General features: G+C 71.9%; 17 protein-coding genes. 10 read left to right on the top strand and 7 right to left on the bottom strand.

Features of this window, described 5'->3' with window-relative positions:
* Positions 1-78: 78 nt before the first annotated feature.
* Positions 79-1,980 (bottom strand): site-2 protease family protein, encoded by a 1,902-nt coding sequence (locus tag NAF06_RS11505; protein ID WP_008583021.1) that lies wholly within the window; start codon positions 1,978-1,980, stop codon positions 79-81.
* 113 nt (positions 1,981-2,093) lie between these two features.
* On the opposite strand from NAF06_RS11505, the gene NAF06_RS11500 reads away from it, so the two are divergent.
* Together NAF06_RS11500 and NAF06_RS11495 are read left to right on the top strand one after the other, a co-directional pair.
* Positions 2,094-2,594, top strand: coding sequence for a DoxX family protein (locus tag NAF06_RS11500; RefSeq protein WP_008583023.1), 501 nt, complete (start codon positions 2,094-2,096; stop codon positions 2,592-2,594).
* Positions 2,595-2,657: 63 nt separating this feature from the next.
* The gene (locus NAF06_RS11495) at positions 2,658-2,897 is read left to right on the top strand and encodes a DUF8024 family protein (protein WP_008583026.1); all 240 of its coding nucleotides are present in this window, start codon (positions 2,658-2,660) and stop codon (positions 2,895-2,897) included.
* A 14-nt stretch (positions 2,898-2,911) separates the two neighbouring features.
* Here the strand turns inward: NAF06_RS11495 and NAF06_RS11490 are convergent, their stop codons facing one another.
* From NAF06_RS11490 to NAF06_RS11480, 3 genes are all read right to left on the bottom strand, one after another.
* Positions 2,912-4,576, bottom strand: coding sequence for a methyl-accepting chemotaxis protein (locus NAF06_RS11490; RefSeq protein WP_049908686.1), 1,665 nt, complete (start codon positions 4,574-4,576; stop codon positions 2,912-2,914).
* Positions 4,577-4,746: 170 nt separating this feature from the next.
* On the bottom strand, positions 4,747-5,730 hold the full coding sequence (locus NAF06_RS11485; protein ID WP_008583030.1) for a 5,10-methylenetetrahydromethanopterin reductase: 984 nt from the start codon (positions 5,728-5,730) through the stop codon (positions 4,747-4,749).
* A 9-nt stretch (positions 5,731-5,739) separates the two neighbouring features.
* Positions 5,740-6,495, bottom strand: a complete 756-nt coding sequence (locus tag NAF06_RS11480; protein ID WP_008583032.1) for a coenzyme F420-0:L-glutamate ligase — start codon at positions 6,493-6,495, stop codon at positions 5,740-5,742.
* Positions 6,496-6,745: 250 nt separating this feature from the next.
* Here NAF06_RS11480 and NAF06_RS11475 point away from each other — a divergent pair, with 250 nt between their 5' ends.
* From NAF06_RS11475 to NAF06_RS11465, 3 genes are all read left to right on the top strand, one after another.
* Positions 6,746-6,904, top strand: a complete 159-nt coding sequence (locus NAF06_RS11475; RefSeq protein ID WP_160162869.1) for a hypothetical protein — start codon at positions 6,746-6,748, stop codon at positions 6,902-6,904.
* A gap of 81 nt (positions 6,905-6,985) precedes the next feature.
* Positions 6,986-7,489 carry a DUF367 family protein gene (locus NAF06_RS11470; RefSeq protein ID WP_008583035.1) on the top strand — a complete coding sequence of 168 codons (504 nt, stop codon included), beginning with the start codon at positions 6,986-6,988 and terminating at the stop codon, positions 7,487-7,489.
* A gap of 91 nt (positions 7,490-7,580) precedes the next feature.
* A complete protein-coding gene (locus NAF06_RS11465) occupies positions 7,581-8,054 on the top strand; it encodes a redoxin domain-containing protein (protein ID WP_008583038.1) in 474 nt (157 codons plus the stop codon).
* Positions 8,055-8,258: 204 nt separating this feature from the next.
* Here the strand turns inward: NAF06_RS11465 and NAF06_RS11460 are convergent, their stop codons facing one another.
* Complete coding sequence (locus tag NAF06_RS11460; protein WP_008583041.1) at positions 8,259-8,621, bottom strand: DUF5518 domain-containing protein; 363 nt, start codon at positions 8,619-8,621, stop codon at positions 8,259-8,261.
* 137 nt (positions 8,622-8,758) lie between these two features.
* On the opposite strand from NAF06_RS11460, the gene NAF06_RS11455 reads away from it, so the two are divergent.
* The 4 genes from NAF06_RS11455 to NAF06_RS11440 all read left to right on the top strand — a co-directional run bounded on the left by NAF06_RS11455 (position 8,759) and on the right by NAF06_RS11440 (position 12,914).
* Positions 8,759-11,182, top strand: coding sequence for a heavy metal translocating P-type ATPase (locus NAF06_RS11455; protein ID WP_008583043.1), 2,424 nt, complete (start codon positions 8,759-8,761; stop codon positions 11,180-11,182).
* A gap of 72 nt (positions 11,183-11,254) precedes the next feature.
* Positions 11,255-12,244, top strand: coding sequence for a hypothetical protein (locus NAF06_RS11450; RefSeq protein ID WP_008583045.1), 990 nt, complete (start codon positions 11,255-11,257; stop codon positions 12,242-12,244).
* Between the two features lie 69 nt (positions 12,245-12,313).
* Positions 12,314-12,613: a WNWW family protein gene (locus NAF06_RS11445; RefSeq protein WP_008583048.1), complete on the top strand. Its 300-nt coding sequence runs from the start codon at positions 12,314-12,316 to the stop codon at positions 12,611-12,613.
* A 124-nt stretch (positions 12,614-12,737) separates the two neighbouring features.
* A complete protein-coding gene (locus tag NAF06_RS11440) occupies positions 12,738-12,914 on the top strand; it encodes a hypothetical protein (RefSeq protein ID WP_006627941.1) in 177 nt (58 codons plus the stop codon).
* Positions 12,915-12,960: 46 nt separating this feature from the next.
* On the opposite strand, the gene NAF06_RS11435 is transcribed toward NAF06_RS11440, so the two are convergent.
* Positions 12,961-14,028: a type II glyceraldehyde-3-phosphate dehydrogenase gene (locus NAF06_RS11435; protein ID WP_049908680.1), complete on the bottom strand. Its 1,068-nt coding sequence runs from the start codon at positions 14,026-14,028 to the stop codon at positions 12,961-12,963.
* 184 nt (positions 14,029-14,212) lie between these two features.
* On the opposite strand from NAF06_RS11435, the gene NAF06_RS11430 reads away from it, so the two are divergent.
* The gene (locus tag NAF06_RS11430; protein ID WP_008583052.1) at positions 14,213-15,163 is read left to right on the top strand and encodes an aminopeptidase; all 951 of its coding nucleotides are present in this window, start codon (positions 14,213-14,215) and stop codon (positions 15,161-15,163) included.
* Positions 15,164-15,497: 334 nt separating this feature from the next.
* Here NAF06_RS11430 and NAF06_RS11425 read toward each other — a convergent pair whose 3' ends face one another.
* The gene (locus NAF06_RS11425; protein ID WP_008583054.1) at positions 15,498-16,394 is read right to left on the bottom strand and encodes an HVO_0234 family beta-propeller protein; all 897 of its coding nucleotides are present in this window, start codon (positions 16,392-16,394) and stop codon (positions 15,498-15,500) included.
* Between the last annotated feature and the right edge of the window lie 30 nt (positions 16,395-16,424).

Genomic DNA, 16,424 nt, shown 5'->3' with positions numbered 1-16,424 from the left:
CGCCGGGGAAACGCGTTTCCCTCGGATGCGGGCGGAGATCCGGGCGAGGGGACGCGCTCGGTGAGGTCCGGTCGCGGATCAGCTCAGCCCGAGCGCGGTGAGGATCTGGTTGCCGAAGATCATCGCGATCAGCCCGGCCAGCATGACGAGCCCGGACGAGACCGTGATCGTCCGTACTGCGGCGTGCCGATCGCCAATCGGGACGCGGCTGATCACCGCCTCGGCGACCATCCGGAGGATGCGCCCGCCGTCGAGCGGGAACGCCGGGAGGCAGTTGAACAGCGCCAGCTGGATGTTGATCCACCCGGACCAGAAGAGGAGGTTCGCCAGCAGGAAGACGCCGCCGCCGAGCGCCGCGAGCGGCCCCTCGACGACGAAGAAGTTGGTCAGGTCGCCGGTGAACCCCGCGAAGTTGAACGGGAGCCCGAACAGGCTGCCGAGCGGGAGGATGAGCGCGACGAACACCAGCCCGAGCGGCGAGTCGGTGACGCCGCCGAGCGCGAGCCCGTCGCCCGCGCCCTGGCCGCCGTCGCCGCCGAGCAGTTCGAGGTACGCGCCCGCGGGGTACTCGGTGACCCCCACGTCGTCGAGCGCGAGCCCGCTCGTGCCGGGGAAGACGCTGACCCCGATGAAGCCGCCGTCGCGGTTCGGGTGCGGGTCGAGTTCCACGTCGTAGGTGGTGCGCTCGCCGTCGGCGTCGTAGGCCGTGACGGGGACGGTCTCGCCCGGCTCGCGCTCGCCGAGCACCGCTGAGAGCCCCTCCTCGTCGACGACGCGCTCGCCGTCGATGGAGACGACCGTCAGCGGCTCGCCGAGGGCCGCGCCCGCGTCGTGGATCGGGCCGCCCTCCTGAACGCCGACGACGTACGCGCCGATCGACACGTCGGGGACGGTGACGGCGGCCTCGTCGTCTGCCGTCTCGACGCCGGGCGCGTCCTCGGCCCCGGGCGCGTCGCGGACTGGGTCGAGGACGCTCGCGTTGCCGGTCACCGTGAGCGTCGCGCGCTCGTCGTCGCCGACCGCGGCGAAGAAGTCCGACTCGGTCGCGACGGGTTCGCCGTTCACGGCCGCGACCGTCACGGGCGAGCCCTCGATCGTCACGCCGAGGGGGTTGCCGCCGGCGGAGCCGACGACCTGTAGCTCGCGGTCGACCGTCAGCGTCTCCCGACTATCGCCGTCGTCGACGGTGAGCGCGACCGAGTCGCCGGCGTCGGCGACCGCCGACTCGAACTCGCCGCTCGTCTCGATCGGGGTCCCGGCGACCTCGACGATCCGGTCGCCCTGCGAGATGTCCGCCGCGGCCGCCGGGGAATCGGGGTTCACCTCGCCGACCGCGTACCCCGCCGCGGGCGAGATGGCCCCGACGACGGGACCGAACAGCAGCGCGAAGACGACGACCGTCAGCACCGTGTTCGCGGTGACGCCCGCCGCGAACATCCGGGCGCGGGCACCGCGGGAGGCCTCCTGGGTCGCCTCCTCGTCGGGTTCGACGAACGCGCCGACGGGGAGCAGCGCGAAGAAGACGAGCCCCATCGAGTCGATGTCGATGTCCTCGACCCGACAGACGAGGCCGTGGGCCCCCTCGTGGATCACCATTGCCACCGCGAGGCCGGCGACGATCTCGGGCGCGACCGACAGCGGGAGGAAGTCGTTGACGCCCGGGATGATGAGGAAGTTCTGCGGCTGCTGGATCGCCGAGGGCTGCGCGTTCGAGAACGCCGACATCGCCGACGAGAGGATGAGCGCGAACGACGCCACCATCGCCACCAGCGCCCCGCCCAGCCCGAGGTTGGCGACCGCGCGCCAGAGCCGCTTCGGCGTCGCGAGCCGGCCGAGGAAGGCGCGCCCGCGGAGGGTCCGGAGGGTCAACACCGGGCCGGAGACGCGGACCGCGTCCGGGAGGCTCCCCCTGTTCCGCAGCCACATCGCGACCGCGGAGTACGCGAGGACCCCGGTGAGCACCCAGAACAACGTGTTCATTACCGACGTGTTGGGTTCGACCGTCCCTAAGGGGTTCGGTTCCCGGAACCCGCAGCGAGGGTTCCGGAGACCCACGCCGAGGACTGATATCTCTCCCGCTCGTGTGGCGAGGTATGACCGACGGCGAAATCGAGTTCGACGACGAGACCGACTCCGCCGACTCCGGCGACCCCGGCGACTCCGGGCGGTCGCTCGCGCCGCTGATGGGCGCGACGTACGTCGCCGCCGGAATCGCTCACTTCCTCGCGCCGAAGCGCTTCGCGGCGGCGATCCCGCCGTCGTTTCCCAAACCGGTCGCGCTCGTGTACCTCTCCGGGGTCGCCGAGGTCGTCCTCGGGCCCGGGGTCGCGCTGCGGCGGACGCGACGCCCGTCGGCGTGGGGGATCGCCGCCCTCCTCGTCGCCGTGTTCCCGGCGAACGTCCACCTCGCTCGGAGCGACACCCTGAACGACCTCGTCCCGGAGCGGTTCGCGGGCGTCGCGCGGCTGGCGGCGTGGGTCCGGCTGCCGTTTCAGGCGGTCCTGATCGGCTGGGCGCTGCGGTACGCGCGCCCGGCGGAGTCGACGTCGGCGGGGGACTCAGCGCCGACGGGATCGGCGTCGTCCGACACGTAGCCGGGCGAGCGAGACGCCGCCGGGAACTCAACACCCAAGTACCCCCCGGTACAACCGTGGCCCATGATGGCGCTCATCGACTTCGTCTCGCGGCTGGTCGGGGACGTCGGCCGGTTCGTCGACATCTTCCTGAACGACCTGATCCTCGGTGCCGGCGACCCGCTGTCGGCGCTCCTCGTCGTCGTCGGACAGGTCCTGCTGATCAGTGCGGTGGCCGTGCTGGGCTACGCCGCGGTCGGCGCGCTCCTCGGCGAGATCGGCGTCGACCTCCCGGCGCTCGGCGGTCGCGGTCGCTCGGAATAGCGGCGCTTTCTTCCTCAGTCGTCATCGCCGGGCGTCGCCGAGCGCGCGCCGGCGTCTCCCGACGCTCCCGGCCCGCCGGCCGCGGTCCCGATCCCGTCCGCGTCGCCCGGGACCTCGAACTCGTTCAGCCGCGCCAGTAGCTCGTCGGACTGGTCCGAGAGGGTGTGGACACGTTCCGTCACCTCGGAGACGGTCGCGGTCTGTTCCTCGGCCGCGGCCGCGACGGTCTCGGCCTCGGTGGCGGTCTGCTTGCTCACGGAGGCGACCCCGTCGACCATGTCGACGACCTCCTGCGTCGTGCGCGCCTGGTCGTCCGTCGCGTCGCTTATCTCCTGGACGGTCTCGTCGACGGTCGTCACGTCCTCGACGACCCCCTCGAACTCCCGCAGCGTGGACTCGATCGTCTCGACCCCCTCCGCGACCTGCGCCTCCATCGCCTCGGCGTCGGCGGCGGTCTCGGCGGACGCCTCCTGGACCGCCTCGATGCGCCCGGAGATCTCCGCGGCGGACTCGCGGGTCTCCTCCGCGAGCGACTTCACCTCGTCGGCGACGACCGCGAACCCGTCGCCGGAGCCGTCGGCCCGGGCGGCCTCGATCGAGGCGTTCAGCGCGAGCAGGTTGGTCTCCTCGGCGATCTCGTCGATCACGGCCGCGATCTCGTCGATCTCGCCGACCCGTTCCGCCAGATCGGTGACCGCGGCGGCCGTCTCGCCGATCCGCGCCTCCAGCGTCTCCAGCTCTGCGATCGCCTCGGCGGCCTCCTCGCGGCCCGAGCGGCCGCGCTCCGCCGCGTCGCGGGCCGTCTCGGCCGCGTCGTCTGCGCTCGCCGCGATCTCCTCGACCGTCGCCGACAGCGTGTTCATCTCGCCGGCGATCGCCTCCAGCTCCTCGGTCTGCTCGGCCGCGCCGTCGGATATCTCCTGAACCGAGCCGGCGACGTCGCCGCTCGCGTCGTCGACCTCGTCCATGCTCCCGCGCACGTCGTCCGCGGTGCCGGCCACGTCCGCCGTGAACGCGCCAACGTCGCCGAGGGTCTCGCCCAACGTCGCGACGAGCCGGTTGTAGTTGTCGACGAGCTCCGCGTACCGGTCTTCGTCGGTCGCCAGCGCCTCCCCATCGATCGTCGCGGTCAGGTCGCCGGCCTGCGCGCGCTCCGCGGCGTCGCCGAACGCGTCGACGAGCGCCTCCGTCTCGGTGGTGTACGCGGCGAGGTTGTCGGCCATCTCGTCGAGCGACTCGCCGAAGGAGCCGGGGACCGCCTCGTCGAGCGCGGCGTCGTCGAACTCCTGTGCCGCGATCGCCTCCGCCTGCGCGTCGACGGTCGTGAGGTACCCCCGGACCTCGTCGAACGCGCCGACGAGGCTCCCGATCTCGTCGGGTTGCGTCGGGTCGAGCGCCGCGTCGTCGGTCCCGCCGGCCCCGTCGAGGTCGCCGGCGGCGATCGCCTCCGCCTCGCGCTCTAACGCCCGGATCGGTCCGGCGAAGTCGCGCCGGACGACGAGCAGGGTGTTGTAGATGGCGACGACCGCCCCGACGAACAGGACGCCGGAGACCGCGTACGCGGCCGTCCCGGCGAGAACGAACTGCGTGAGGAAGATGCCGACGGTGACGAGAAACTGGATCCCGACGGCCGCGACGACCTTCCGCTCTATGGACTCAGTGACGCCGAGACCGTCCATCGTCCGCCAGAGGAGGGCCTCGTACCGCCCGCGGATCCCCGGGCGGCGCTGTCGTGTCGTGGACATGTTCGGGTCTCGACGGGACCGGGTTATGAACCTCCCGGCGGCGTTATCACGAGCGATTCTCGATTCTCACCGGTCGGGAATCCGCTCGGGTGGGACGGTCGCGTTCAGAAGTGATCGCCGACCGCCTCGGCCGCGAGGTCGACGGCGGCCTCGAGATCGGGGCCGAGCGGCGAGCCGACGACGAGGCCGTCGGCGTGGTCGGCGACCGCGGCGGCGCGCTCGCCGACGGTCTCGGGCGTGCCCGCCATACAGAACGCGTCGATCATCGCGGGCGTCACGCGCTCGAACGCCGCGGAGAACTCCCCCGCGGAGACCGACTCGCCGATCGCGCTCGCCGCGTCCGGGTCGATCCCGTGCCGCTTCAGGACGGGCGGTGCCGCGCCCGCGGCGATGAACGCGACCGGGGGGCGGGCGGCCTCGCGGGCGGCGGCCTCGTCCTCGGCGACCGACACCGCGGCGTAGGCGATCAGGTCGAACTCGCCCCGTTCGTCGGGACGGTCCTCCAGCCCGTCGTCGACCTGTTCGCGGGCCCACGCGAGGTCCTTCGGATGCGAGCCGTTGTAGAGGAGTCCGTCGGCGTGCTTCGCGGCCATCCGGCACATGTGCGGCCCCTCGCCGCCGACGTGGACCGGAATCGCAGCGCCCTGCGGCGGCTCGTAGTTGAGCCCCGCGTCGGCGGCGTCGAAGGTCCCCTCGTGGTCGACGCGCTCGCCGGCCCAGAGCTTCTGGGCGGTCTTGAACGCCTCCAGCACGGGACGGAGGCCCCGATCGTCTTCGAGCCCGAGGTTCGCGAGCGTCGACGGGTCGCCCGGACCGAGCCCGAAGACGGCCCGCCCGCCCGAGGCCTCGTCGAGGGTCGCGACCTTCGAGGCGAGGGTCACGGGATGCGTCTCGTAGGGGTTGGCGACGCCCGGGCCGAGCCGGACCGAGTCCGTGGCGGCCGCGAGCCGCGAGAGGAACGCCCACGGGTCGCGGTTGTTGTAGTGACACGTCGAGTAGACGGCGTCGTAGCCGGCCTCCTCGGCGCGGACGCCGAGGTCGACGAGGCGGTGCAGCTCGTGTTCTGGGGTGAGTTCGATGCCGAGCATGGTTGGTTGTTACTCCTCGAAGGTCCACTCGCGGAGGGCCTGCCGGACGAAGTCGCCGTCGACCTCGCGGAAGTGGCTGTCGGAGCCCTCGTGGTCGCCGAACGCCCAGTCGCGGACGACGACGACCGGGGTGCCCCCGTCGCCCTCGCCCGCGACGAGGTTCGCCGCGGCCGCCAGTTCGTCGATCACGTTCTGGACGGTGACGCCCATCTCGCGGCCGTCGCGGTCGCGCTCGCCGCGCCAGTCGCGGGCCGCCGGCAGGCCGGCCCACCCGATCGCGACCCCGCGCTGGCCGTGTCGGAAGGGCCGCCCGCAGGTGTCGCTGACGACGACGCGGTCGGCGGCGAGTCCCTCCCGGATCCGGGCGGCGCTCTTCGAGGGGCGCTCCGGGAGCAGGAGGAGGTCGCCGTCGGGGACGTTCGACCGGTCGATCCCGGCGTTGACGCCGATGTGGCCGAACCGCGTGGCCGTGAGGAGGAACGGGGCTTCCATGATCAGCTCCGTCGACTCCTCGATGACGGCCTGCGCGAAGCGAGGGTCTTTCTCCTCGCCCGAAATCTCGGCGAGCCGGTCGGCGACCGCCTCCGCGCGCTCGCTCGTCGGAAAGTCGTCGAGGTCGAAGACGCGCCCCTCGGCCTTCGAGACGACCGTGCTGGCGACGACGACGACGTCGTCCTCCCGGAGGTCGACGCGCTCGTCGATCATGGCCGCGAGGTCGTCTCCCTCCCGGATCTCCGGGAGGTCCGGAACCGCGAACAGCTCCATACGAACCCCTGCGCCGGGACGAGGAAAAACCCCGCCGGTACCGGGCTGGCTTGACGGTATCGGAGAACGACGGAGCCCCCTCCGGACGAACGGACCTCCGCTGACTGTCGGGTCGAGCGATAATATTCGGATTTCGGTGTGCGTTCGGCGGAGTTATTCGAAATGCGTTGCCACAATATTAGGATATCCGTCGAATAACCATTGTTTTAGCCCAACGGTTATCCGCGGCGACGACCGACCGACGCTCGCGATGAGCGAACCACCGACTGAAGGCGAATCGGATCCGATCGGAACGCGGACGCGCGTCCCGTCGGAAGACGACGAGCACGACCCGATCGTGACGCGGACGCGCGCCCCATCGGAAGACGACGAGCACGACCCGATCGTGACGCGGACGCGCGCCCCGTGATCGGGCGCGGACGGCCGCTCCATCCGCTTTTTCGCCGGCTCCGTTCGCACATCTTATAACCGACTCGGCCGATGACGAACCGTGGACCTCCACGTTCGGTACGAGGGCGACGACGACCCCGACAAGTGCACGGCCCGGAAGCTCTCGCGCTTCGACCTCGCCGAGCTCCACCGCTCGGACCGCGCCACGCCGTACGGGATCGTCCTCAACCCCCACGCGGAGCGGGCGCTCTCGCCCGCGGACGCCGAGCGCGCCGACGAGAACGCCCTCGTCGCGCTCGACTGCTCGTGGGAGTCGGCCGGCGAGAAGATGTTCTCGCTCCCCGGGGAACACCGCGCGCTGCCGTACCTCGTCGCCGCCAACCCCGTGAACTTCGGGCGGCCGATGCGGCTCACGACCGTCGAGGCGTTCGCGGCCGCGCTCATCATCCTCGGCGAGCGCGACCACGCGGAGCGAATCTTATCGAAGTTCACGTGGGGCGGGACGTTCCTCGAACTCAACGCCGAGCCGCTCCGGCGGTACGCCGACTGCGGGGATTCGTCGGAAATCGTCGCCATTCAGCAGGAGTACCTCGACCGGGAGTAGCCCGAAATAACCGACCGCGCCCCGCAACCGACACCGGAACCGAGCGCGGGTGAGACAAGCCTTTTGCCCGAATCGCCCGTACGAACGGGCGATGGTATCTACAGGCGACGCCGCACCCACGTTCACCGCGACGGTCGGCACGAGCGACCACGAACCGTTCGACCTCGACGAGGAGGTCGGCGACGGCCCGATCGTCTTGGCCTTCTTCCCCGGCGCGTTCACGCCGCCGTGTACGAACGAGATGATCGCCTTCCAGGAGCGCGCCGACGCGTTCGCGGACGCCGGCGCGACGCTGTTCGGGATCAGCGCCGACTCGCCGTTCTCGCAGGGCGCGTTCCGGGAGGAACACGGGATCGAGTTCGACCTCGTGAGCGACATGGCCGGCGACGCCATCCGGGCGTACGACCTCGAGATCGACATCGCGGACCTCGGCCTCCACGGGATCGCCAACCGCGCCGTGTTCGTGATCGACGACGACGGCCAGGTCGTCTACGACTGGGTCGCCGACGACCCCACGAACGAGCCGGACTACGAGGCGGTGCTCGACGCGGTCGAGAGCGCGTAAAACGAAGGTAGAAGACGGTTCTCGATCCGGCGAGTTCGCGGTCCTCGGTCCTCTGATTTTTGTAAATTCCCGAGCGACACGACCGCCTCGCGTCCGCCTCTTCGAGTCCCGCCGGCACAGCGACAGCACCGCAACCTCACGCCTCCCCAGCCTCGCGGCGCTTCGCGCCGCTCGCAGGCACGCGCCGACCAGAAAGCGCTCCGCTTAGTCGCCGAGAACCCCGCCGATCGCGCCCGCGAGCGCCGAATCGATCGCGAACAACAGCGTCAGGAACAGGCCGACGACGAACACGCCCGCGCCGCCGAACAGGCTCCCGATCGGTCCGCCCAACAGCCCAAGCAGGCTCCCGAAGGCCGCGAGCAGCAGGGTGACGACGATACCGCTCACGGAGCCGGCGAGCAGCCCGTGCCAGAAGCCGGAGAGCAGGCCGCCGCCGGCCAGATAGCCGGCGACGAACCTGCCGATCAGTCCGGCGGCCGCGTGACCGAGCCCCGGAGCGACCGTCGCCAGCAGCCCGGCGACGAGCATCACGACGAACCCGTACCCGACGGCGCGCCAGTCTGTCATGCGCCGAGGTAGCCGCCTCAGCGATAAATACTCGCGGACATTTTGTTATGTCTGAATCTGTTTTTAATAATTTCTTATAAAGCAACGCCCGAGAATGGTAGTCGGATTAATAACGCTGCGGCGGGTACGGGCGACTAATGAGCGACTCACACGAATCGGCCGGTTCCGACGGCGGGCCCGACGGTCGGCCCGCCGGGGGATCGCCCGACACCCCCGACGGGACGGAGCTCCGGCTCTCGGTGCCGGACATGGACTGCTCGTCGTGCGCGGGGAAGGTCGAGGGCGCGCTCGACCGCGACGGCGTCCTCTCGGTGGACACGCGCCCGACCACGGGCGTCGTCGTCCTCACGTACGACCCGGACCTGACGGACGTCGAGGCGCTGGCGGCGGCCGTGGAGGGGGCCGGCTACGCGGTCGCCGAGGCGGAGTCGGACGGCGTCGCCGACGACCTGTTCACCAGTCCCCGAGCGGTCGCCACCGCGGTCGGCGGCGTCTTCCTCGCGGTCGGCCTCGTCTTGGAGTGGCTGCTCCCCGGCCTCGACCCGACGCTGGTGACGCTGGGCGGGGTCGGCTTCCTCGGCCCGTACGCCGTCACCGGCGCGTCGGTCGCGTACCTGCTGGCGGTCGCGGTCGCCGGGCCGCCAATCTTACGGAACGGGTTCTACTCGCTGCGGGGCCTGAGCCTCGACATCGACCTGCTGATGAGCGTGGGCGTCGTCGCGGCGCTGCTCGTCGACCTCCCGTTCGAGGCGGCGACGCTGGCGGTGCTGTTCTCGGTCGCAGAACTCCTGGAACGGTACTCCATCGACCGCGCGCGGACCTCGCTGCGCGAGCTGATGGAGCTGTCGCCCGACGAGGCGGTCGTTATCCGCGACGGCGCAGAGGAGACGGTGCCCGCCGAGACCGTCGCCACGGGCGAGCGGCTCGCGGTGCGCCCCGGGGAGCGCGTCCCCCTCGACGGCGTCGTCCGCGAGGGCTCGGGCGCGGTCGACGAGTCGCCGATCACCGGCGAGTCCGTCCCCGCGGAGAAGGCCCCGGGCGACGAGGTGTACGCCGGCTCGATCAACGAGGCGGGCTACCTCGAGATCGAGGCCACCGCGCCCGCGAGCGAGTCGACCATCGCGCGGGTCGTCGAACTCGTCGAGGCGGCCAACGGCGAGGAGACCCGCGCCGAGCGGTTCGTCGACCGGTTCGCGAGCGTCTACACGCCCATCGTCGTGGTCGGCGCGATCGCCACCGCGGCGCTCGGGCCGGTCCTCGTCGGCGGCGGCGCGGAGACGTGGTTCGTCCGCGGGCTCACCCTGCTCGTGGTCGCGTGTCCGTGCGCGTTCGTCATCTCGACGCCCGTCAGCGTCGTCTCCGGCGTGACCGCGGCCGCCCGCAACGGCGTCCTGATCAAGGGCGGCGAGCACTTGGAGGCCGCGGGCGACGTCGACGCCGTCGCGCTCGACAAGACCGGGACGCTCACCCGGGGCGAGCTGTCGGTGACCGACGTCGTCCCGCTCGGCGGCCGCGACGCCGCCGACGTGCTCGCGTGCGCGACCGCCATCGAACGCCGGAGCGAACACCCGGTCGCGGAGGCGATCGTGAGCCGGGGCGAGGGGGCGGGAGTCGACGCGGCGGCCGGCGACGAGACCGGCACCACCGATGTCACCGGCTTCGAGGCGCTGACCGGCGAGGGCGTCCGCGCCGACCTCGACGGCGAGACCCACTACGCGGGCAAGCCCTCGCTGTTCGCGGACCTCGGCTTCGACCTGAGCCACGCGCACGTCCGGTCGGACGGCGGCGTGGTCCGGGACGCGGAGCGACCCGAATCCGCCGAGGACACGGCGGCGACGACCGAGCCCGAACCCTGCGACCACGGGCAGTACCTCGACCTCGCGAGCGAGACGATCCCGCGGCTCCAGGCCGAGGGGAAGACGGTCGTCCTCGTGGGGACCGAGGAGGAACTGGAGGGCGTCATCGCGGTCGCGGACACCGTCCGCCCGGAGGCGGCGTGGGTCGTCGACCGGCTCCACGACCTCGGCATCGAGCGCGTCGCGATGCTCACCGGCGACAACGAGCGGACCGCGCGGGCGATCGGCGACCGGGTCGGCGTCGACGAGGTGCGGGCGGAGCTGCTTCCGGACGAGAAGGTCGCGGCGGTGCGCGAGATGGCCGCCGAGACGGAGGGCGGCGTGGCGATGGTCGGCGACGGGATCAACGACGCGCCGGCGCTCGCGGCCGCCGACGTGGGGATCGCGATGGGGGCCGCCGGCACCGACACCGCCATCGAGACCGCCGACGTGGCGCTGATGGCCGACGACCTGACCCGGCTCCCGTACGTGATCGACCTCTCGGCGCGGGCGAGCGACACGATCCGCCGGAACATCGGTGCCTCGCTCGCCGTGAAGGCTGTGCTCGCCGCCGGTGCGCCCCTCGGCTACGTGAGCGTGGCGATGGCCGTGGTCGTCGGCGACATGGGGATGAGCCTCGGGGTCACCGGGAACGCGCTCCGGCTCGGCAACGTCGAGCCCGCCGAGCCGCCGGACGACTCGCAGGCGGTCGAAGCGGACGCGTAACCTCCGGTCCCGGCCGGTTTCCGCGCTGAACGGCCTCACTCTTTTTACCGAATCGGCGGTAACACGGCTCGTATGCCCTCCGAGAGCGGACCCGCGGTCGCGGCCGACGCGGTCGACGCCGAACGCGTCGAGTCCGCCGAGGCGGTCGCGCCCGACGAGCGAGACGAGGCCGACGGGATCGGCTCCGAGACGGCGGCCGACCGCGACCCGATCGAGTGGGGACCGGTCCGGCACGACCGTCTCCGGTCGCTCGTGACCGGAGGGTCGATCGGCGTTACAGGCGTCCTGCTCGTCGCGGTCGTCGGCGTCGCCGCCGCGATGCTCTCGGAGGCCGCGACCGGTGGGATTTCGATTTCGACCGTCGGTCCCGCGGGAGTCGTCGCCGGCGTCGGCCTCCTGGTCGCGCTCGGCGTGACCACGCTGCCGTACCTGTACGTGTGGTACTCCGAGACCGAGGCGGGCGAGTGGTCGCTCGCTCGGCTCCGCGACGCGGCCGGGACCCTCCGACCCGGGTGGACGCTCGGCGGACTCGCGGCCGTCCTCGGGACGGCCCTCGCGCTTCCGGAGAACTTCCTGTCCGCCGTCTGGCCGCTGTTCTGGGTGGTGTGGGCGCTGCCGGCCGTCGCGCAGTCCGCCGGAACGACCGTGCGGCTCGCCCCCGCGGCGGCGACCGTCGAACGGACGTATATAAACCGGGACCACTCCCGGACCGACGACCTCGGGTCGGTGGTCCGGACGCGTCGGATCGACCTCCCCTGGACGACGGTGTTCCTGCTCGCGTACCGGGGCAACGCGTGGTACCGGTCGACGCCGTGGCTGTTCGTTCCGTCCGAGAAGGCGGACGAGGTCGAGTCCGCGCTCGACGCGGTGCTGGCCGAGAGCGACGGGCCGGACCGGGCGAGCGTCCCCGAGCGGCTCACCCTCGCGGCGCTGGGATCGTTCTCGCTCGTCGTCGGGATCCTGATGGCGATCGCGGGCGGCGAGGGCGCGGGCGGAGTGGCGCTGGCGCTTCTCACCGCCCCGTTCTCGCTGCTGTTCCTCGCGCTCGCCGCGCGGCTGTGAACCGGCTGCGACACCGGACGTGCGACCCCCTACCACGCGACTCATATACCCGCGTCCCGTAGCCCGAACATGGACAGACAGCGTCTGGAACGCGCGCTCGAAGACGAGTTCGGCGGGACCGAGGCGGAGCGGCGCGCCGTCTCGCGAGCGGCCCGCGACCTCGTCGACTCCGGGCGGCCCTCCGAGGACCGCGGCCACGGACTGACGGTGACCGGGGTGATCGGACACCTGGAGGACGCCCCCGACGGATCCTCGCTGATCGAGCGGTGGAACTGGTGGATGGGCGCGCTCGACGCCGCCTACGGCGGATACGACTACTTCACGGTACGGTTCGTCGAGGGCGACGAGGCGACCGGGCTCCGCCGGTAGGAGACCGGACCGAGTTCGGCCGCGCTCGATCCCGAAATCGGCGGTGCCGACGCCGAGCCGTCCACTTTCACTTTCACTCCGCGGACGGCTCGATTATAGGGGCGTTCCGGACCGATCGGGAGGTATGAGCGCAGTCACCGCCGACCGACCGCGATACGCGACGCCGACGCGCGTGGACGTCACCGAGTGTCGAACCGACCGCCTCCCGGACCGGGTTCGGGCGAACCGCGTCGACGGCAGCGAGGTCCACCTCGAACGCCGCGGCGGGCGGACGTTCCTCGTGACCCGACCGACCGAGTGACCGGCGGGTCCGCGCGGCAACAGGCGAAGCGGACCGATCCCGACCGTTAGTCGTCGGCCGCGAGTTCCGCGCGCCCGAGTTCGTCGTTCCCGAGCCGGCTGCGGAGGCCGACACCGAGCGTCTCGTTCGTGCGCGCCATCGACTCCGGCGCGTCGACGTCGGTCGTCATCGCGCGGATCGCGTCTACGTTCTCGGGGACGACGTCGGCCTCCTGGTGGACGTTCTGGAAGAGGTAGAGGTCCCGGCCCGTGACGCTTATCGACTCCTCCCAGACGCAGTTCTCCCAGAGGTCGCTCCGGGGGCGTCCCGCGTCGGCCGCGTACTCCTTCAGCGCGCCGGCCCCGTCGATGCCCGCGCCCTCGGGGACGAGGAAGATCCGGTCCTCGTCGCCGAGCAGGTCGCGGACGCCGCTCTCGTCCGGTTCCGTCTCCAGCGTGACATTGACGCTGTGGGTGTGCATCCCCGTCACCGGAGCCTTCAGCGCCGCGGTGTCGACCGCGAGGTCGGGGAGGATCTCGTTCACGTCGGGGCCGTGGTGGGAGGGGACGGTCGCCGGGTCGGGAACGATGTCGTTTATCGGGCCGCGGTCGGTCTCGCTCGGGTCGCCGCCGCGGCGCACGAGGGTGACGCGCGCCTTCTCGACCCCGTACGCCTCGTCGAGCGGGGCGAGCAGCCGCGAGAGCGCGGTCGTGTTACAGGAGACGACCCGGACCGCGTCGGCGTCGCGGGCGGCCTCGAAGCAGCCGCGAGCGTTGAAGGAGGCCTCGGCGACGGCCGCGTCCTCGCCGCCCTGGAAGATCGCGGGCGTGTCGTGGGCCTCGTAGACGGGGGCGTTGCGCTCGCCGACGCCCGAGGGCGCGCAGTCGACGATCACGTCGACGGCGTCGAGCAGGTCGCCCAGCGTTCCGGTCAGATCGACGCCGGCGGCCGCGAATTCGTCGGCGCGGTCGTCGACCGCCGCGTACAGGTCGTAGCCGCGGCGGGCCGCGGCCTCGACGCCGTAGTCGGGCGACGCCTTCGTCACGCCGACGAGTTCCATGTCGGGCTGGGCCGCCACGGCGTCCGCGACCCGTTTCCCGATCGTGCCGTAGCCGTTGACGCCCACGCGTGTCATGTCCGTCCGTCACTCGGGGACCGACATAATGTTTTCGAGAGTAGCAAAATGAAATTAACTACCCCACGAGTAAGCAGTCCGTTAATTCGACGACGATCGCCACCGGACGTAAATAATTCAATTACGGAAAAGAGTACAATCGTCGATGACAAGGCCTAACGCCCGGCCGTTCGGAGGAGGAGGTATGACAGCCGACCTCTCCGAGGGGGCGTCGACCGCGATCGAACAGTGCCTGAACGTCGCCGCCGACGAGTCCGTCGTCGTCGTCACCGACGACGAGCGCGAGCCGATCGGCGAGGCGCTCTACGCGGCCGCGAGCGCCGTCACGGACGACGCGACGGTCCTGCGGTACCCGCCGGCCGACCAACACGGGGCGGAGCCGCCGGCCCCGGTCGCGGCCGCGATGGCCGAGGCGGACGTCTTCCTCGCGCCGACGACGAAGAGCCTGAGCCACACCCGCGCTCGGGGGGCCGCCTGCGACGCCGGCGCGCGCGGCGCGACGCTCCCGGGGATCACCGAGGACGTGTTCACCACTGGCCTCGACGCCGACTACGCCGCCATCGAGGCCGCCTGCGACGACGTGCTCGGCCAGATCGGCGACGCCGACGAGATCCGCGTCACCGCGCCCGCCGGCACCGACATCACCTTCGGGATCGGCGACCGGGAGTGGCTCGCCGACACCGGGATGGTCCGCGACCCGGGCGACTTCTCGAACCTCCCCGCGGGCGAGGTGTTCGTCGCGCCCGAGACCGCGACCGGGACCTACGTCGTCGACGGGACGATGATGCCCCACGGACTCCTCGACGAGGGCCAAGAACTCGCCTTCGAGGTCGAGGACGGGCTCGTCACGTCCATCTCGGACGACGATATCCGCGCCGACGTGGAGGCGGCCGCCGCGGAGGTCGGCGACGCCGCGTACAACCTCGCGGAACTCGGCATCGGGACGAACGTGGGCGTCGACGAACTGGTCGGCTCGGTCCTCCTCGACGAGAAGGCCGGCGGGACCGTCCACATCGCGATCGGCGACGACGCCGGGATCGGCGGCGAGACCGACGCGCCGCTCCACCTCGACGGGATCATCCGGAACCCCACCGTCTACGCCGACGGTGACGAGATCGAACTGCCGAGCGCGTAAGCGGGCGGAATTCGAGAACGGGATCGGTCACTGAAAAGCGGAAACGCGGTGGCGCGTGCCTGTGAGGCCGCCCCGCGGCCGAACAGCACGCGCGAGGGAGTCGCTGGCGGGCGGAACGAAGCGACGGCCGCCAGCGACGAGGCTGGGGAGGCGTGAGGTGCGGTCGCTGTGCGGGCGGGATTCGGAGGGGCAGTCGCCGGCGGCGAGGCCGCCTCGCGACTGGGGCTTCGGACGTGTTCGTATCGATTAGCGGTTTATAACCGGCACCCACGTACAGCCGAGCGACTGGGGCTTCGGCGGGACTTTCGACCAGTTCTCCCCGAGCGCCATCGACTCACTCCACGGCGGCGAGCGCCACGCCGTTCACGTCCCGGACGCCGACCACCTGGTGTCGCCAGCCGTCGCCCGCGTCCACGCAGAGCGTCCCCGCCGCGGTGACCGCGACCGAGACGCCCGGCCCGTAGCCGAGCGCGACCGCCGCCTCGTCGACAGGCAGGTCGGTCGGCTCCCACGTCTCCTCGGCCCACTCGTCCCCGCCGGCGTGGACGAACAACTCCCCCTCGACGACCGCCATCGCGTGGCCGTCGCCGTCGGCCGCGACCGCGTCCGCGGCCTCCTCTCGGGCCGCCATCCAGCCGTTGCCGAGCCAGTAGAGCCCCTCGCCGGTCGCCGCCAGCGGCATCCCGGCCCCGGCCACGTCGCGCGCGTCGTCGAGGCCGACATCCGTGAGTCCGTCGCCCCCGACGCGGAACACGCCGTCTCCGGCCGCGACGAGCGCGCCGTCGACCGCCCGCGGGTCCGCGACGGAGCCGAGCCGCGTCGTCGACGCGACCGCCGCCCCGCCCTCCGCGAACGCGACGTGCTCGATCGCGCCCCCCTCGCGCGCGACGAGCAGCGAGCCGCCGCGGGAGCCGTCACGACCGCCGGCGGCCCCGACCGCGACCGCGGGCTCGTCGTCGACCGACGAGAACTCCGGCTCCTCGCCGACCGCGGCGACGGAGAGCCCGTCGGGCGTGGCCGCGGCGATGAGGTCCGTCGGCCCGCCGCGTGCGAGGACGGCGACGTCGCGGGCCGCGTCGCGGTCGACCATGTCGAACGCGCCGACCTTGTCGGCCGACAGCGAGACGCGGACGATCCCGGTCCCGGTCGCGACGTAGGCGTCGGTGCGGCCGGCGCTGCCCGCGTACACGCGCTTTTCGTCGATCGAGATGTCGTCCTCGGCGGGTGCCATCGGGCGGTGATTCACCGCCGGGGGGCATAA

Origin of the sequence: Halorubrum hochsteinianum (assembly GCF_023702125.1) — an archaeon.
Lineage (GTDB): Archaea > Halobacteriota > Halobacteria > Halobacteriales > Haloferacaceae > Halorubrum > Halorubrum hochsteinianum.
Note: the sequence above shows the minus strand (reverse complement) of the source record. Positions and strands in the feature narration are given on the sequence as shown.